Source organism: Pontibacillus sp. HMF3514, from assembly GCF_009858175.1.
Classification (GTDB): domain Bacteria; phylum Bacillota; class Bacilli; order Bacillales; family BH030062; genus Pontibacillus.
In genome coordinates this window covers 903093-918079 of record NZ_CP047393.1, presented here as the reverse complement: position 1 = coordinate 918079, position 14987 = coordinate 903093, and the positions used below count along the sequence as shown (strand labels likewise).

17 protein-coding genes and 1 riboswitch are annotated in these 14987 nt (G+C 41.8%); of the genes, 7 read left to right on the top strand and 10 right to left on the bottom strand.

The window, feature by feature from the left end; all coding sequences use genetic code 11:
• Positions 1–2: 2 nt before the first annotated feature.
• The 6 genes from GS400_RS04820 to GS400_RS04795 form a co-directional block, all read right to left on the bottom strand.
• Positions 3–911 carry a pilus assembly protein TadG-related protein gene (locus tag GS400_RS04820; protein WP_160099515.1) on the bottom strand — a complete coding sequence of 303 codons (909 nt, stop codon included), beginning with the start codon at positions 909–911 and terminating at the stop codon, positions 3–5.
• An 11-nt stretch (positions 912–922) separates the two neighbouring features.
• Positions 923–1309 carry a TadE/TadG family type IV pilus assembly protein gene (locus GS400_RS04815; RefSeq protein ID WP_160099513.1) on the bottom strand — a complete coding sequence of 129 codons (387 nt, stop codon included), beginning with the start codon at positions 1307–1309 and terminating at the stop codon, positions 923–925.
• 1 nt (position 1310) lies between these two features.
• Positions 1311–1829 carry an A24 family peptidase gene (locus GS400_RS04810; RefSeq protein ID WP_160099511.1) on the bottom strand — a complete coding sequence of 173 codons (519 nt, stop codon included), beginning with the start codon at positions 1827–1829 and terminating at the stop codon, positions 1311–1313.
• A 114-nt stretch (positions 1830–1943) separates the two neighbouring features.
• Entirely contained in the window at positions 1944–2120 is a 177-nt protein-coding gene (locus tag GS400_RS04805) for a Flp family type IVb pilin (protein ID WP_160099509.1), read from the bottom strand.
• Between the two features lie 57 nt (positions 2121–2177).
• Positions 2178–2369 carry a Flp family type IVb pilin gene (locus tag GS400_RS04800; protein WP_036843637.1) on the bottom strand — a complete coding sequence of 64 codons (192 nt, stop codon included), beginning with the start codon at positions 2367–2369 and terminating at the stop codon, positions 2178–2180.
• A complete protein-coding gene (locus tag GS400_RS04795) occupies positions 2356–2727 on the bottom strand; it encodes a DUF192 domain-containing protein (RefSeq protein WP_160099507.1) in 372 nt (123 codons plus the stop codon). The genes GS400_RS04800 and GS400_RS04795 overlap by 14 nt, the downstream gene beginning before the upstream one ends.
• Positions 2728–2811: 84 nt before the next feature.
• Positions 2812–2910: riboswitch (cyclic di-GMP riboswitch) on the bottom strand.
• 660 nt (positions 2911–3570) lie between these two features.
• On the opposite strand from GS400_RS04795, the gene GS400_RS04790 reads away from it, so the two are divergent.
• On the top strand, positions 3571–3720 hold the full coding sequence (locus GS400_RS04790; RefSeq protein ID WP_160099505.1) for a hypothetical protein: 150 nt from the start codon (positions 3571–3573) through the stop codon (positions 3718–3720).
• A gap of 292 nt (positions 3721–4012) precedes the next feature.
• Here GS400_RS04790 and GS400_RS04785 read toward each other — a convergent pair whose 3' ends face one another.
• Entirely contained in the window at positions 4013–5242 is a 1230-nt protein-coding gene (locus tag GS400_RS04785) for a DUF418 domain-containing protein (protein ID WP_236561140.1), read from the bottom strand.
• An 89-nt stretch (positions 5243–5331) separates the two neighbouring features.
• Here GS400_RS04785 and GS400_RS04780 point away from each other — a divergent pair, with 89 nt between their 5' ends.
• From GS400_RS04780 to GS400_RS04755, 6 genes are all read left to right on the top strand, one after another.
• Positions 5332–5562, top strand: coding sequence for a spore germination protein (locus GS400_RS04780; protein ID WP_160099503.1), 231 nt, complete (start codon positions 5332–5334; stop codon positions 5560–5562).
• Positions 5562–5771, top strand: coding sequence for a spore germination protein GerPB (locus GS400_RS04775; RefSeq protein ID WP_160099501.1), 210 nt, complete (start codon positions 5562–5564; stop codon positions 5769–5771). The genes GS400_RS04780 and GS400_RS04775 overlap by 1 nt, the downstream gene beginning before the upstream one ends.
• 96 nt (positions 5772–5867) lie before the next feature.
• Complete coding sequence (gene gerPC, locus GS400_RS04770; RefSeq protein ID WP_160099499.1) at positions 5868–6470, top strand: spore germination protein GerPC; 603 nt, start codon at positions 5868–5870, stop codon at positions 6468–6470.
• Positions 6467–6676 carry a spore gernimation protein GerPD gene (locus GS400_RS04765; RefSeq protein ID WP_160099497.1) on the top strand — a complete coding sequence of 70 codons (210 nt, stop codon included), beginning with the start codon at positions 6467–6469 and terminating at the stop codon, positions 6674–6676. Before gerPC ends, GS400_RS04765 begins: the two co-directional genes overlap by 4 nt.
• Positions 6669–7067, top strand: a complete 399-nt coding sequence (locus GS400_RS04760; RefSeq protein WP_160099495.1) for a spore germination protein GerPE — start codon at positions 6669–6671, stop codon at positions 7065–7067. Before GS400_RS04765 ends, GS400_RS04760 begins: the two co-directional genes overlap by 8 nt.
• A 54-nt stretch (positions 7068–7121) precedes the next feature.
• Positions 7122–7340, top strand: a complete 219-nt coding sequence (locus GS400_RS04755; protein WP_160099493.1) for a spore germination protein — start codon at positions 7122–7124, stop codon at positions 7338–7340.
• Between the two features lie 99 nt (positions 7341–7439).
• On the opposite strand, the gene GS400_RS04750 is transcribed toward GS400_RS04755, so the two are convergent.
• From GS400_RS04750 to addB, 3 genes are read right to left on the bottom strand one after another with little or no spacing between them, the layout of a single operon-like run.
• Positions 7440–7733 carry an HNH endonuclease gene (locus GS400_RS04750; protein WP_160099491.1) on the bottom strand — a complete coding sequence of 98 codons (294 nt, stop codon included), beginning with the start codon at positions 7731–7733 and terminating at the stop codon, positions 7440–7442.
• Positions 7734–7741: 8 nt separating this feature from the next.
• Positions 7742–11467: a helicase-exonuclease AddAB subunit AddA gene (addA, locus tag GS400_RS04745; RefSeq protein WP_160099489.1), complete on the bottom strand. Its 3726-nt coding sequence runs from the start codon at positions 11465–11467 to the stop codon at positions 7742–7744.
• Positions 11467–14967: a helicase-exonuclease AddAB subunit AddB gene (addB, locus tag GS400_RS04740; RefSeq protein ID WP_160099487.1), complete on the bottom strand. Its 3501-nt coding sequence runs from the start codon at positions 14965–14967 to the stop codon at positions 11467–11469. The genes addA and addB overlap by 1 nt, the downstream gene beginning before the upstream one ends.
• Positions 14968–14987: the final 20 nt, after the last annotated feature.

The window sequence follows — 14987 nt, the reverse complement described above, 5'->3', positions numbered from 1 at the left end:
ACCTACCTTGTTAGTCGAATTGCGTATGCGCCTCTATCATAGGCACCACTTTCATAAACGCCTTTTCCAGCTCGTTTGATAAACATTCCTGTAATACTTGTATCTTTTGGGTCTATGGGTTCTGTAATAAAGAAGTAAGCAAATCCTGTCACTTCTACACTTTTTAACTGGTTTGTTGTCTGTTTATGTGGTGTGTAAACAGGTACTAATAATATCCGGTCACAGTCACGGTTGATTTGTTTTGATCCTGATTCATAACCACAACTATCTAACAGCTTCTCACTAACTACAGACCTCGTTTTACCCGCTACATTTCCTGTCTCTGTATCGAGTACCATCCCAATTTCAATAGGATCCTGATAACCGTCCCGCAAGTTATCCTCATAGGTTGCTGCACCAGGCCCCCCTAAAGCTAAAACACCAAAATATCCATATTCAGATTCTGTTTGATCTACCTTCAACTTATACTCTGTGTAATAATCTAATTCAACACGATCATCAATCCCTAATGGCGCAGCCCCTGCAGCCTTTCCCATAGATGTTATTTCTGCTGCAGCGTGAACTTTAACTTCTGTCGTGTCTTTTCCAAACAAACGACCAAATGATAAAGAAACATTCTTTGTTAAATCTAGCTCTACTCGGTTATCTTTTTGAATTATTGTGTTTTCTAAGCTTGCAAGTTCACCATGTTTTTGTAGTATTTCATTTATAATTTCTTGAACAGAAGCTTCATCCATGGTCAGTTCCTGCGCACTTGATAGTACTGCTGCATTCGCCGCTTTTTGTAGATTCCGCTTTTCCATAAAAAGGGCTCCTCCATCAAGTACAAGACCTGCCATCATCATTATTCCCATGAAAGCTACACCAACAAGAACGAGACTTACCCCTTCTTCCTGCTTTACTAACTTCATCACGTACCTCCTCACTCCACCCGAATGGTCGATTCTGTGTGAACCGTAAACGCCGAGGGTAAGAGGGATGAAATAAATGGAGTAAAGGATTCCATTGGATAATCGAGCGTTACGGTGACATAATCTCCTGACACACGCATGCTATCATCAGGTGAAACCCCCACCACTAAATTTTCAGGGTCATTTATATTTACATAGCTCTTTGTAAATGCAGTAATTTCAGAATCATTCCCACCGAGTCCTCCAACTCGAACGGCCTCTTGTGCTGCTAAATGAAGGTGGGTGTATGTATAAAAGATTCGACCAAAATCAAACATACCGACTAGTAAGATGATTAACACAGGCAAAACAAGTGCCGTTTCAACCATTGATTGGCCATCTTCTTTTTTGAAGTTCATCTTACATCACCTCCAGGAAGCTAAACCATAACGAACAAAAAGCCCCCGCAACAATGGCTAAGCCATACGGGTACGTTGTTTTCCTAGCACTTGTTTGAATCCATTCTGATTGGACTTTCCCTTGTCTTAAGAATGCAAAAAAGTAGGCAAATCCTTTAAATCGTTGTAACCATCCTTTTTGAAATAAAAGAATTGCTATAGCAATCACACCACCGACTAGTGCCATATAAATGGATGTGTAAAAGACAAACATACTCCCTTTCCATGCACCAATGAGGCCAAGAAGTTTTACATCTCCAGCCCCCATACCACCCATAGCAAAAGGAATAAATAATATGAGTATGCCGATCAGTGCTCCTAATAAGGAACTTCCAAGACCTGCCCAACCACTCACAATCGTGTGGAAAACGAGCGAAAGCAAAAACCCTGGCAAAAGCACTGCGTTGTAAATTTTTCGATTCTTTAAATCCGTTATAAGACAAATAAGTAATATCAATATCATGACAACATCAAACCACATGAGAGTTGTTCCACCTCTCTATTCATTATCTAGACCCCTTTTTAAAAAAAGGCCTTACGTCGCAAAACGCAAGGCCTCCAGTATGAGATAAGGGGAAATCATTCAACAAACTTCTTAAGAGTCTCGGCTTTGGACGGCATCAACTACTCGGGTATAAACCTGTTGTAGCTCTTCTGTTAACAGAATGATGATTCCAAAAGCCGCTATGGATATTACGCCTAGGACGATACTGTACTCCGTCATACCTTGACCGTCCTCTTCATATAAAAAACTTTCGATAAGAGATACCATTCATTATACACCGCCCTTTCATAGTGAAGTGGGGCGAACTCGCTAGATAAATATTGATTAACCAGTTGTAGTTGTAGAACCGTCACGGCTCTTAATATCATTTAATACATCTTGGAACATTGTCGTAATTTCTCCACGTAGAGAAACTAAAATCCCAACTACTGCAACTGCAATAACACCTAATACTAAACCGTACTCCGTCATACCTTGTCCTTCTTCTTCTACAACTAATTGTTTAAGCAATTCCATGCTCTTCACTCTCCTCTTGTTTTAATAAAAGTTTTTGTCCGACGTACACATCCTTGTTTTGAATGGTTCCGGCCTTGAATTCAAAAACAGAATGTGCGCGGGATTGCGGTTTTCCGAATCGAAAAGGTTTCATGTTTTGTTCCATTGCCACAACTTCCAATTGTTCATTCACATACACCACATCGATTGGAAAACGCATAAAACAGGTGTGGACCGAATGACAGGGTTTGATATGCATAGCTTCATCTTCAGCTAGATCAGATACGAACATTAATCCTTTTAATCGAGTAATAAAGTTATATGAAGTGCAAATCTTTGATGCAATGTTCGTTTGAGTCTGCTGATCGATAAGCTCCATTTTCAAACCTCCTTTTCCACGAAAAATAACCCTGCATTCGAATACCGAAAGAGGGTTGTAGATATATACGTCACCCTTAAATCTTTCGGTAACTGGCTGGCGTGGACTCTTGTGTGATCGCTAGAGTCGGTAGCCCCTGTAGTTTTGCGTCGCTGGTTTTCACCAGGTTTGCCTTTATCGAGATTCAACAGATGAGATCGAAAAGTTATGTCGTTGAATCTGATTAACTACATCATACATCTAGGATTTTGGTTTGCCTATCAACCTTCCTTCTTATTTTCTTCGACTCATTTTTCGTCCACCTCGCTCCCAATTCGATATTATTAATAAACCAAAAGTTCGTATTTACCAACAAGGTTATGGGTATTTTTGGTATATGTTTAGATCTTTTGTTATCTAATGTGGAACTTTATCAATTTTCTGATTATTTAAGGCTAATTTATCACACTGTGTCGAATCACCTAGTCTAGTGCATCGTATGAACTACTTATCAGCTTTTAAGAGCAGGTAGTAAATCCTGAAGAGATATCAATTTATTTGAAATAGATTTTTCAAAACATATTCACCTAGTTTTTATGCCGTTATATGGCAGTAATGTGGAATAAGGCGTAGAGTGGTTTCGAGAGCGGGTGGGCTGGGAAATGGGTTGCTTTCCTGCGGACGAACTATCGAGCCTCCTCATCCGCTAATCGCTCCTTGCGGGGTCTCGCAAGCCCGTTTGACCGCTGGAGTCAACCCATTTCCCAGTCCACCTAGGCGTTATTGAGATAAACGGAACCGCAACTATATGGAGAGGTGATGCTTACGGACATTTGTTCCGTTATTTGATCTTAATTTGACTTTTTGAAGAGCTTACGGACATTCATTCCGTTATTTTCCTCAAATCACCTTGAAAAAGCCCAACTTGTCACAAATAAGGTACCATATGTCCGTAACGAATCTCGAAATGCCATTAAAGTTCAAAATAACGGAACAGATGTCCGTAAGGTTTAGAGCTCAAATAACTAGGGTCCGTTAACCTCCATAAACGCAAAGGGGTGAAGGAAACGGCAAACTCAAGTGGTAGCAAAAAGGACTGACTAGATCCCGCAGAGAGCTTGCGAACGAGGAAGCTCGGCTGGTCTTCCACAGGAGGCTTGCCGTTTCAATGAACCCCTTAATCTTTTCCGGCAACGGACCTCCACCGCTCATTATTTAGATTCCAAATCTTCCACATAAGGGGGGTTTAATTGCACATACCCCAAAATAAAAAGAGCTTGGATCCCAAGCTCTTTTTATTTCACTTTTAAGTTTCATATGATGCCTTTTCTTCTCTTTCCTTAGACCGACGCATTGGCTGCAAGCTCATATACGTCAAGGATCTCCATAACCATTCAAACGGACCGTAACGGAATGAACGGATCCATAGGTGACTGCCGATTACTTGTAAACTATAAATCACTATAACTAGAATCAAGCTAGCTAGCGGGCTCACCTCACCGTAAAACCCGAGACCAACAGAATAGAACAAGAAAAAACAAATGATTGATTGAAGCAAGTAGTTACTCAAGGATAGGCGGCCAACAAACGTGAATGGTTTTAATAATGTAGTAAAAGCACTTCTCTTCTTATATAACAATGCCACACTCGTCACATAAAATAATGCACAGGCAGAACCACCAATCGAATCCTGCGTAACAATTTTGAACCATTCTGGAATATCAATGAAATGCGGACCTGCTTTGAAAGCCACAAATAAAACCAACGTTATGACCCAAGTAACCGTCAACGGCTTTCCAAACTGATCCGGATCATGAAGCCATTTCTTCTTAGCAAAATAAAGACCAAATAAAAACATCGGGATCAGGCTTCCCGCTAAAAAGGTCCACGACATCAGCGATCCATTTGAATACAGCCAATCATTTAAGTTTTGCTCCCATATTTCCATCAAGCTTCCTTCACCATAAGCTTGCTTGGCTTGTGCTATTGCGGATTCATTCACATATCTACCAAGTACACCCTTTCCTATATAAGGTGAAATTCTTAAATAAAGAATCACTACAGAAAGGGTTAAGAGCCCAATAGCCCAACTCAGGACCGCCCGAGGACTTCGACTAAAAAATAAAAATAGAAAGAGACCCAATGTTCCATAAGAAAATAATATATCCCCATGCCATATGAAGAAAGCGTGGATAGCACCAAAAGCGATCAGCACAATAAGTCTTCGAAGTAACACTGGACGATAGTGATACTCTTTTTCTTGTAATCGTTCTTTCATCATGTAAAGGCCAAAGCCAAATAAGAATGAGAACAATGTGTAAAAACTAGCTTGAAAGAATATATCTATAATCGTTTGAATCATGTTACTTGTTTCACTTGGCCAGTATTTTTCTTCTCCACCATACATAAAGTACGGGGCATTAAATGCAGGCATATTCACCATAAAAATACCAAAGATTGCGATTCCCCTTGCTGCATCGATCCATGGTAATCGATTTGTATCTTTTAAAGGTTGGATCTGATTCAAGATTTTCACTCCTTTTATTTATCACGCATGAAGATTTTTTCGACATCCTTACACATTCGCCTTCCTCCCTCATAAACTACAAATAAGGAGGTATGCCTATGCCAGCTCAGGTAGGTGCTGTCAAAGTTGTCAGCGTATCTAACTCTGGCATTTTCAATATTGGAGATGTCTATGCGATGGCTCCTGCTAGTTCAGCTAAGACCTTTGCTGGAGGTGGATCATTCAACACGGGTGATGGAATCTCCATTGATCTCTCAAACTCTTATACAACGGTATATGATCAAGATGTAATTGACCAGTCTGATATAGAAGAGGTAGGTGCGGTCTAATGAACTACACGATTCATCAAAGCATTTGTATAAATTTTTTAAAAGTTGGATCTGTCAGCAACTCCTCTGTTTTACAAATAGGGAGTGCGGGAGTCATTCAAGCCAGATCTAGCCTTTACAACACAGGTGGTTATGTAAAACCAGCAGAAGAAGCAGAGGCAATCGAAAAACCTGTTACTCCCCTCGTCCCCCTATCTTCAACAACGTAGTGCACAAATCCTTCAAGAAATGCATAGGATAATCTAGGTTATCGCCTATATATGACGCGAAAGTATTTTAGAACTACCAGAAAGGGGGACGTTTCGATGAGCTATATGGATTCCTGGACTCAGTATTTAGATCAACTTCACCAATTAGTCGAAAAGCAAACCCAAAAAATTAGGGAATTAGAAAAACGTGTCGACCAACTTGAGAGCCAGTTGGAATCTAGCCAAAAGCCATCGACAAACATCGAAAAAATTGAATATAAATTCGATCAACTAAAAATTGAGACACTAGAGGGCACATTAAACATTGGAATTTCCCCTCAAGATGGAGTTGGAATAGAAGATCTAGGTATAGAGGAACAACCATTTCCACCTAAACTTAATACAGGTCAATCCGTTAAAGAAAAGATCGTCCAAGATCTAGAAGAATTTATGTCCCAACAAGGGCCACCTTTATTACAATCGATGTCTCGTGATTACGGGCATCAATTTGACGAACCATATCAACAATTTATTCTTAACGATATACAAAAACAGCTTGGAGATCGTGTTAACCATTACCTGCAACAAGGAGATTATGAAAACGGTATGGTAACAGAAGAACAAAAGCAAGCGATCATTCAAGAGGTGAAAAATGAAATCCATAGTTCACTTCATCAATTTTTACAAAATCAACCCAAACAAGGAGATGAGTCACCATGAAGTATGAAGTGCATAACTGCGGCCTAAATGTGGGGAATATTCAAATCGCAGGGGTGTCTTCATCATCTGTCTTTCTAATTGGCGATAATGAACACATATCGTTATCCTCAATATTTGACACCCCTCCTGAATCATTAATTGTCGGTCCGTTTGTTCCTCTCGCTCGTAAAGAAAAACGTACTCAGGAGAAAACAAACCATGAATAAACGCATATCACGAGTCGGAGATATTCGAGTCATTTCATTAATTTATAGCTCAATCATTGAGATTGGAGATGCAGTAGAAGCAACGCCTAATTCAAGAGCATTAGCTGTACAAAAAGAAGGGGCCATATTTACGGATCGTGACTTTCCATTTAATGAGTTTCCGGTTTTTACTGAACCATACCCTTACTTTAGTAAGAAAATCACTATTGACCAAGAACGCGTACCTTGTAACCCTTATATTGATGTGAAGTCCGTACACATAGAAGGGATATCCTCATCTTCCATTCTTCAAGTTGGAAATTTAGAATACTTGGATGCTGAATCAAGGGTGAAACACTTTCGAATTTTACGTGAAGAGAATGATGATCACACTGATGAAAATGAACAATAACATCTACGTTGCATAGTCTATTCATAGAACCTCTCGATTAGGTAGGTGATAATCATGCCATCTATTGTAGGCCCTCTTAAAATTAATAGCGTGGGCGGAGGAGTCGTGAACTTTGGCGATTCTTTCTATGTCTCCCCTAAAAGCTCCTCTAAGACAAATGCCGGTTCAGGAGCTTTAAATACAGGAGATTTCATCTGTACGAATAACGGATTCAGTTCAACGAACCCATTCGATCCTGATATTGCAGATCAACCAACAATTGCAAATGCTTAAAATATGAAAACACGCCTGGCTGTGAGCCAGGCGTGTTGGTTGTGTAGTATAGAATGCACAAGAACCTACCCTGACAAAGTCAAAGTAGGTTCTTATTCATCATTTCCGCTTCTTCCGATTCGATTTTTTGATGGTTATCTTTTTATCTGTGGGTTGTTTCTTTACAAATTTCAGGTACTTCTCCATCGTTGGATGATCCTTTAGTCGATCTAAAGTATTGTAAAAGCCGGCTAATTCTTCATTCGTGAACCAGGCATGCACCTGTTTATGACACGGAATACATAATTGAGCGGTAGGTCCTTCTGCTCCACCAAATTGTCTTGGAATCAAATGATGTTCCGTTGTTTCAATAGGTGAGCGGCGGCACAGTTCACAATAGGTTTCATCCTTCATAGAGCACCTCAATCTACTTTCGTTAAAAGTGGAGCGTTAAAGAAGTATAAATACTTTTCCTCAACTGGTTTGTTCCATATACGCTCAAGTGCCTCGGCATATAAAGAAAGCTGGGTACTATATCGAGATACAAGCTTATCACTTACTCGTTCTGTTATAGGTTGCTGGACTTGATCTGTCTTGTAGTCAAGAATAATCCATCCATCTTCTCCTGGAATGATTAAGTCAATGACACCCTGGATAAATACTTTTTCATCGGTTTCTTCCTCCCAGTCAGCATACACTTCATGAGCAGGCAGGGCTAAACTGAATGGAACTTCACGATACACGCGGTCCGCATCAATCAAACGTTGACCCATTTCACTTTCATAGAAAGCGGCGATGGCATCAAAATCAATGACAGCTGCTTCATCACGAGTGAGAAATTCACGCTCAACTAGTACTTCGACTTCGTTCTCAATCTCTTGAACAGAAAGCACTTTTTCAAACGGTAAGTGCTGCATAACAGTGTGCATGGCACTCCCTTTTTCCGTAGCAGATAACTCCTGTGACTTTTGCATAAAGCGAGGTCTGGAGACGATCGGCTGTTTAAAAGGTTGCATAAGGGATTCTGCGCTGTACTCATCCTTCACTTCACGCTGGCGTTTCAGTTCAGTAACAGATTGCTTCGCACGATGATGGATCGCTTTTTGATGAGGGTACTGGAAACTCAATCTTCTCTCAACCTCTTCATTCGGTCCTTCTGCTGGATTGAGAGGCTCCCAGGAACGAATCGCTCTTTCTACCGCTTCATGATCATTCGTTTGTAAAGCATCTGGGTCTACTAGCTCACTTCCATGTAAAAGCGTTACACGCCAACTTGATTCATCCTGAGCGATGTCCTGCGGTAATAATGGATGGGTTTCAGTCTCACCACGCAACGTTTCTCCATGTTGGTGTCGAATAAGGGAAGGTCCAACCCAATCAAGGTACGTTTTGGTTTCTAAACGGTAATGTGATGGTAATACCCAATCCGTGTGCTCAACCCATTCACGCCATTTCTCTAATTTCTTCTCCAGTGACGATACATTTCCAATCATCACAAGTTTTTCTTTGGCACGTGTTAAGGCAACATAAAGAACGCGCATTTCTTCCGCTAAAAGCTCACGTTGTTTCTCTTTTTTCAACGCATGATACGCAAGTGTTGGGTACATGATGCGTTTTTGAGGGTTTATCATTTTCGCGCCAAAACCATGATCCTTGTGGAGCAAGTACTTCGCCATGAGATCCTGTTGGTTAAACTGCTTATCCATTGCTCCCATGATAACGACAGGGAATTCAAGTCCCTTACTTTTGTGGATCGTCATAATTCGGACAACGTCTTCTTGTTCACCTAGCGCACGCGCTGCACCAAGGTCTTCTCCACGTTCCTCAATACGTTCGATAAAACGAAGGAAACGGAATAAACCACGGAAAGACGTCGCTTCATACGTGCGAGCACGATCATATAACGCTCGCAAGTTAGCCTGACGCTGACGACCACCTGGGATACCTCCAACAAAATCGTAATACCCAGTCTCGCGATAAATTTGCCAAATCAGCTCAGATAAGGATCCTTGTCGCGCACGTTTACGCCAGGCATCAAGACGGTGAAGGAAGTGCTCGACCTTATGAACGAGCTCATCGTCTTCCCCCATGCGGCGATACGAAGTTAGAGCTTCATAGTACGTCGCTTTTTTCTGTGCCAGACGAATTTTGGTTAACTCGTCTTCGTTCAATCCGACAATCGGAGAACGTAACACTGAAGCTAGCGGGATATCTTGTCTTGGGTTATCGATGACCTTTAGCAGACTGAGCATAACTTTAATCTCAATCGCTTCAAAGTACCCTGTGGAAAGCTCCGCATAAACTGGGATACCTTGTTGTTTCAACTCTTCCACAATTGTAGGTGCCCATGTCATGGAACGAAGCAAAATCACAATGTCACGGTATTGTACATCACGTTTGGCAGATGTTCCTTTATCGACAACCTGCAGAGCAGGACCTTCACCATGACCGAGCCAATTTTGAATTTTGTTGGCATAAGCTCGTGCTTCTAGTTGCGCTTTTTCAAGGTCACGAAAATCTTCCCCTGATTCTTCGTTTTGGTCTTCATGCTTTTCACGGTCAATAATGACCAGTTCTGCTTCAGCATCACTTGATGTGATCTCATCATAAATCGTGTTGCTATAGATGAGTTCGGCATCCTTGTCATAGGTCATCTCCCCAACTTCTTCATCAAGAATTTGACGGAATATATAGTTCGTTCCGCTAAGTACTTCATGACGGCTTCGGAAATTACGAGCCAAGTCAATTCGCTCAGCAGGATGCTTTTCATTCGCAAAAGCTTTATATTTGTTTAAAAACAGGGATGGTTCTGCGTGACGGAAGCGATAAATACTCTGCTTCACGTCCCCTACCATAAACAAGTTACCGGAATTTTCTCCATAGGAAACCATACGAAGAATCGTCTCTTGTACGAGATTCGTATCCTGATACTCATCAACAAGGAGTTCTGTGAATTGCTGTTGATAGCTCTCTGCTACTTCAGATGGAATAATCTCTTCTGGCGTTGAGCTCTCATCCATTAATACGTGTAAACAGTAGTGCTCCAAGTCCGCAAAATCGACGAGTGCCTGATCCTTTTTCTTTTGTTGGAAGCGTTCATGAAACTCACGAACAAGGACCATCAGCTGTTCTACAACCGGCGCAAGTGATTGCATGTCTTCTAAGTATGCAGGCAGTGAACGGGCGAACCACTCCTGACTCAAGGATGTCCAACGTTTTTTGTAACGATCACGTAAGTTTTTTACGCGTTCCTTTTTCTCATCAGAGCATTCTACCTTTTTACGGGACAAAGCTGTGAAACTGCCTGATTCTTGCATATACTGCTGAAGCTCATGCCATGAGATATCCACAAGTCCTAGGGCTTGCTGGATTTTTTCACGATCATCATCGATAGCCTCAGCATAATGATACGGTCCATCACTTTCTCGCGTAAGGTTAAGAGCCTGCTCAGAATCTTTGAGCATAGCATTCAATTGACTCTTTACTTCTCTTTTCAAAATCTGAAGCCATACAATGTCCTCTTCTGGCGTATCAGGTGAAACATCATACATCGCCTGGACATCATTCATCCATGCTTCTGGCCAAGGATTTTGTCTGGAAAAGTTATATAAATCAAGCATTAAGCGCTCAACCTCTGCATCACTTCGGTCACTTGAAAAACGGTCCACGACTTCAAAAAAGCGATCACGTTCTTCCCCTTCTTTTCCGTACCACTCTTCAAAAAGATCCTCAATGATTTCCTGACGCATTAAATCCGCTTCAATCTCATCAGCAATACGGAAATGCGGATCGAGATCAAGCATATAAGAGTAGCGTCTCACGATATCTAAACAGAAGGAGTGTAAAGTTGATATCGATGCACGTTGAAGCAGAGATAGCTGCTTTTTCAAATGGGTTGAGTCAGGTTGCTGCTCTAGCGCTTTTTCAAGAGCTTCCCCAACACGATTTCGCATCTCTTGAGCCGCTGCATTCGTGAATGTTACGACAAGCAAGGAGTCAATGTTGGTAGGATTATCTTGGTTTAAAAGCTTTTGAATGATTCGCTCAACCAGGACAGCCGTTTTTCCGGATCCGGCTGCCGCTGCAACAAGTACATCTTTTCCACTCGTGTATATCGCTCGTTCTTGTTCGGGTGTCCAGGTTGGCATTATTCATCCTCCTTCCCTGATAGAATTTGATTCATAATATCTTCATCTTTTAAGTTCTTTAATTGTCTGTACTGATTCTCTTCAAGCGATGGATCAAACTGACAAACGGAACGGAAAGAACAGTGCGTACAAGCTACCTGTTGATCCTTTTGATATGGATTCAAGTTCACATTCCCCTCAGTAATCGACTCTCCTGCTTGTTTCATGATGTTTCGAATATAGGTTTGAAGCTGTTGGAAAGCCATTTGTTCAACCGTTTGAGATCCTTTTCGGAAACCACCGTTCTTTTTCAAACCAGCCGGTATGATTTTACTCATACCAGAATCCAGATTCGTGTCCATCATTTTGACGATATTTTCATCTTCCACAAGAAGTCCTTGCATCTTGAACTTCTTGAAGAGCTCCTCTTCGATTTCACTCTCTTGGAGAAGTGTACTTCCTGAGATCATTGGGTTGTGTACGTGGAAATACAACACGCCTGCCGGAGAGGCCTGTGCACCGAGCCATGTTTCTGAATTTGATAGCACAACATCTAGATAAGCAAGCATTTGTAATGCCAGTCCATAATAGACCTCAACCAGATCAAGCCCTTTCGCACTGGACTTGTAATCGATAATGCGAAGGAACAAGCCATCTTCTCCTAACGCTCGGTCCACACGGTCAATACGACCACGAAGCATCAGTTCATAGCCATTTGCAAGTTCAATATTCATAGGAGGTATCTTTTTATCCTCTTCTGGTCCGAAGCCAAGCTCTAGCCCCACTGGTGCGAACTGACTTCGTTTTGCCTGTTCGCTAAGCATATATGCAGCACGCGAGACAACGTCCTGAAGCTTTTTCTGAATATATTGATAGCGATTCGAGCTATATAAAATTTGGTGCTGTAAAATTGGTGAAAGACTCTCGACCGCTTTTTGCGCATACTGATTTGTATCTTGTTGCGTGATTGAGTTCCAATCGCGCCCCTCATCTTGAATCCATTCGGTAATTTGCTTTAACGCTTCATGGAAAAGCTGCCCTATATCAGGTGCGTCCAACTTATAAACCGAACGTTCTTCAAGACCCAATCCATACTTTGCAAAATGCTGATAAGAACAGCGGTGGTACGTTTCTAGTCGAGACACACTGGCTTTGAGCTGTTTTGGATATAGGTTCTCGGTTGTTTGTTTACCGAGATTTTCCGGTGTATTTTCATAGAACAGACTCATCAGCACGCGTTTCGTATCTGCTTTTTGATCATCGCGTAAAATAAACCAATCAAGCACATCCCACCAAATATCTTTCATTGGGTACCCTCGTAAGTAACGTGACAGTTGAGCTGTCAGGATGGAACGTGTTTTTTCAGGTGTCGTAATGAAACGTGTTGCCTCTTCATGGTCATCACTCTCTTGCAGTAATAGCTTGTTCTCCGCATGAGGAAACAGCTCTTGAACACGCTTCACAAGTGTGGAAGGTGTTTTGGACTTTCCTTCCTCATTACTTAACGGATAGCTTACCCATAAATAATCGGAAGCAGCGGTAAACGCTAAGTACACATAGAAATGGTCATCAAGTAGCTGACGTTTACTACTATCTGCAAGGTCCATTCCATGTTCTTTCAAAAGCTCACGTTCATTCTCAGAAATCATCCCCTCTGCTGGTGGCTTAAGTGGCCAAAGCCCCTCATTTACACCAAGCAGGAATGCATTTTTAATTCCAGATATACGAGAACGATCAACACTTCCGACAATCACATGGTCCATGCTTGGCGGTACGTGAGAAAAGGACAGAGATTCTAGTCCCGTTTCAAGCGTGGTTCGAAAAACCTGGAATGACATTTTCTCCTCACCAATCATATCCACCATTTCATCAAAAAGCTGAATGACGGCTTGCCATACCTGCTCCTGCTCGCGGCCACGTTCCAGCTGTCCGATATCATCGTAATCATCACGCCATTGGTCCAGTTTTTGTGGAACCTGTAATTCTTCTAACCAGTTGAAAAGAACTTCGCAACGCTCTCTTACGGTTTTGGCTTCACGTATAGCTTCATCAAAAGGAGCAAGCGCTCTTGTCACCTGATGACGCAGTCGATTAATTCGTTCTTCTTTTTTCTTCTCCTCATCCGTTTGACGAGCATGTTCAAAACCTCTGAATCGTTGGAAACGCCAAGGTTTTTCATCTAGCCAACGCTTTTTCGTACGGATGCCATACTCGAGACAATAGTTTTCAAGCTCATCAATGGCTTCCTGCGTTAATGGATGCTCATGATCATCGGATGGAATAAAGTCGGTTTTAAGAAGGCGGAACACCGCATCGTAGCGCCAGTTCCCCTCCACGACATCTATGGCAGATCTCAGGAATTCAATTAATGGATGATTCATCATCGTACGCTTCTCATCGATAAAGACAGGGATTTGATAATCTTCAAAAACCGTTTGGATGAGATCATGGTACACTTCTGGTTCACGGATCAGAAGTGCCATTTCCCGGTATCGATAGTCACCATCGCGCACCATTTTGATAATTTCCTGCGCAACACCCTCTACCTCAGCCCGCGGATGTACCGCCTGCGCTACGGTTATTGGAGTCTCTCCCTGGAAAGGCGGAGCAGGACGTGTATCAAAGTAGTGCTCCATATGTTCAAACGCATGACGCTCTTCAAATCGACCTACTTCACCATATAAGTGTTTAATTTCAGTGATCGGAATATTGACCTCATCCGCTACAGATTTAACATCCTGGAATGTGTGAGCAGTTTGGTGGAACAAATCAAGCTCTGGTATCTCTCCATAACGGGGTTCATCTAGCGTCAAAGTGATGTTTACCCGTTTCGCTTTTTTCATAAGAGCCTGAAGTACTGTAAGCTCTTGTGGCGTAAAGCGGTGGAATCCATCCAGGTAAATTTCAGCTCCTTCAAGAAAAGAAGCCTCCTCAATTTTTTCCGCTAAAAGCTGCAGTTGATCTTCACTATCTATGTATTGATCACTAAGTGCATGCATGAGGTTTTCATAGATGTAAGATAAATCTTCTAGCTTGTGCTGTAATGCTTGTTCTCCTGGGTGTTGATGCGTGTATTGATCAATGCTATCAATTTGCTGCATAAGCGTTTGCGGTGTAACACGGTAACGTTTAAACTCTGTAATCATCGTTTCGAGTTGTTCCATAAAGCCTTGTTTTTCTATCGCTTTTTGAAACACGTTCCAGTCCGATTTACGCTCCTCCGTAATTTTTCGGAGCATCATTTGGATACCAGTAGATGATATAAACTGTCTCGTTCCCCCACCTGTTTCCTGAAGCACGCGCCAAGCAAGACGTGAGAAACTGAAAACTTGTGCACGAATACTCCCTTCAATGCCTTCCTGTTTCAATAGAGCATACTCCTGCTGGAAGGTCATCTGGTCAGGTACCATATAAAGAATCGGTGGACCATCTGGTGAAGAGACGAGTAGATCTTTGATTTCTTCTAAGCAACGTGTACTTTTTCCAGACCCTGCTCGTCCAAGTAAAAATCGAATACTCATGAGGCTCCTCCTTTTCTGAA

Excerpts from the sequence above, each read along its gene's own strand:
- GS400_RS04820 (WP_160099515.1), bottom strand. The coding sequence starts at position 911 with ATGAAGTTAGTAAAGCAGGAAGAAGGGGTAAGTCTCGTTCTTGTTGGT.
- GS400_RS04815 (WP_160099513.1), bottom strand. The coding sequence starts at position 1,309 with ATGAACTTCAAAAAAGAAGATGGCCAATCAATGGTTGAAACGGCACTT.
- GS400_RS04810 (WP_160099511.1), bottom strand. The coding sequence starts at position 1,829 with ATGTGGTTTGATGTTGTCATGATATTGATATTACTTATTTGTCTTATA.
- GS400_RS04805 (WP_160099509.1), bottom strand. The coding sequence starts at position 2,120 with ATGGTATCTCTTATCGAAAGTTTTTTATATGAAGAGGACGGTCAAGGT.
- GS400_RS04800 (WP_036843637.1), bottom strand. The coding sequence starts at position 2,369 with ATGGAATTGCTTAAACAATTAGTTGTAGAAGAAGAAGGACAAGGTATG.
- GS400_RS04795 (WP_160099507.1), bottom strand. The coding sequence starts at position 2,727 with ATGGAGCTTATCGATCAGCAGACTCAAACGAACATTGCATCAAAGATT.
- GS400_RS04780 (WP_160099503.1), top strand. The coding sequence starts at position 5,332 with ATGCCAGCTCAGGTAGGTGCTGTCAAAGTTGTCAGCGTATCTAACTCT.
- GS400_RS04775 (WP_160099501.1), top strand. The coding sequence starts at position 5,562 with ATGAACTACACGATTCATCAAAGCATTTGTATAAATTTTTTAAAAGTT.
- gerPC (WP_160099499.1), top strand. The coding sequence starts at position 5,868 with ATGAGCTATATGGATTCCTGGACTCAGTATTTAGATCAACTTCACCAA.
- GS400_RS04765 (WP_160099497.1), top strand. The coding sequence starts at position 6,467 with ATGAAGTATGAAGTGCATAACTGCGGCCTAAATGTGGGGAATATTCAA.
- GS400_RS04760 (WP_160099495.1), top strand. The coding sequence starts at position 6,669 with ATGAATAAACGCATATCACGAGTCGGAGATATTCGAGTCATTTCATTA.
- GS400_RS04755 (WP_160099493.1), top strand. The coding sequence starts at position 7,122 with ATGCCATCTATTGTAGGCCCTCTTAAAATTAATAGCGTGGGCGGAGGA.
- GS400_RS04750 (WP_160099491.1), bottom strand. The coding sequence starts at position 7,733 with ATGAAGGATGAAACCTATTGTGAACTGTGCCGCCGCTCACCTATTGAA.
- addA (WP_160099489.1), bottom strand. The coding sequence starts at position 11,467 with ATGCCAACCTGGACACCCGAACAAGAACGAGCGATATACACGAGTGGA.
- addB (WP_160099487.1), bottom strand. The coding sequence starts at position 14,967 with ATGAGTATTCGATTTTTACTTGGACGAGCAGGGTCTGGAAAAAGTACA.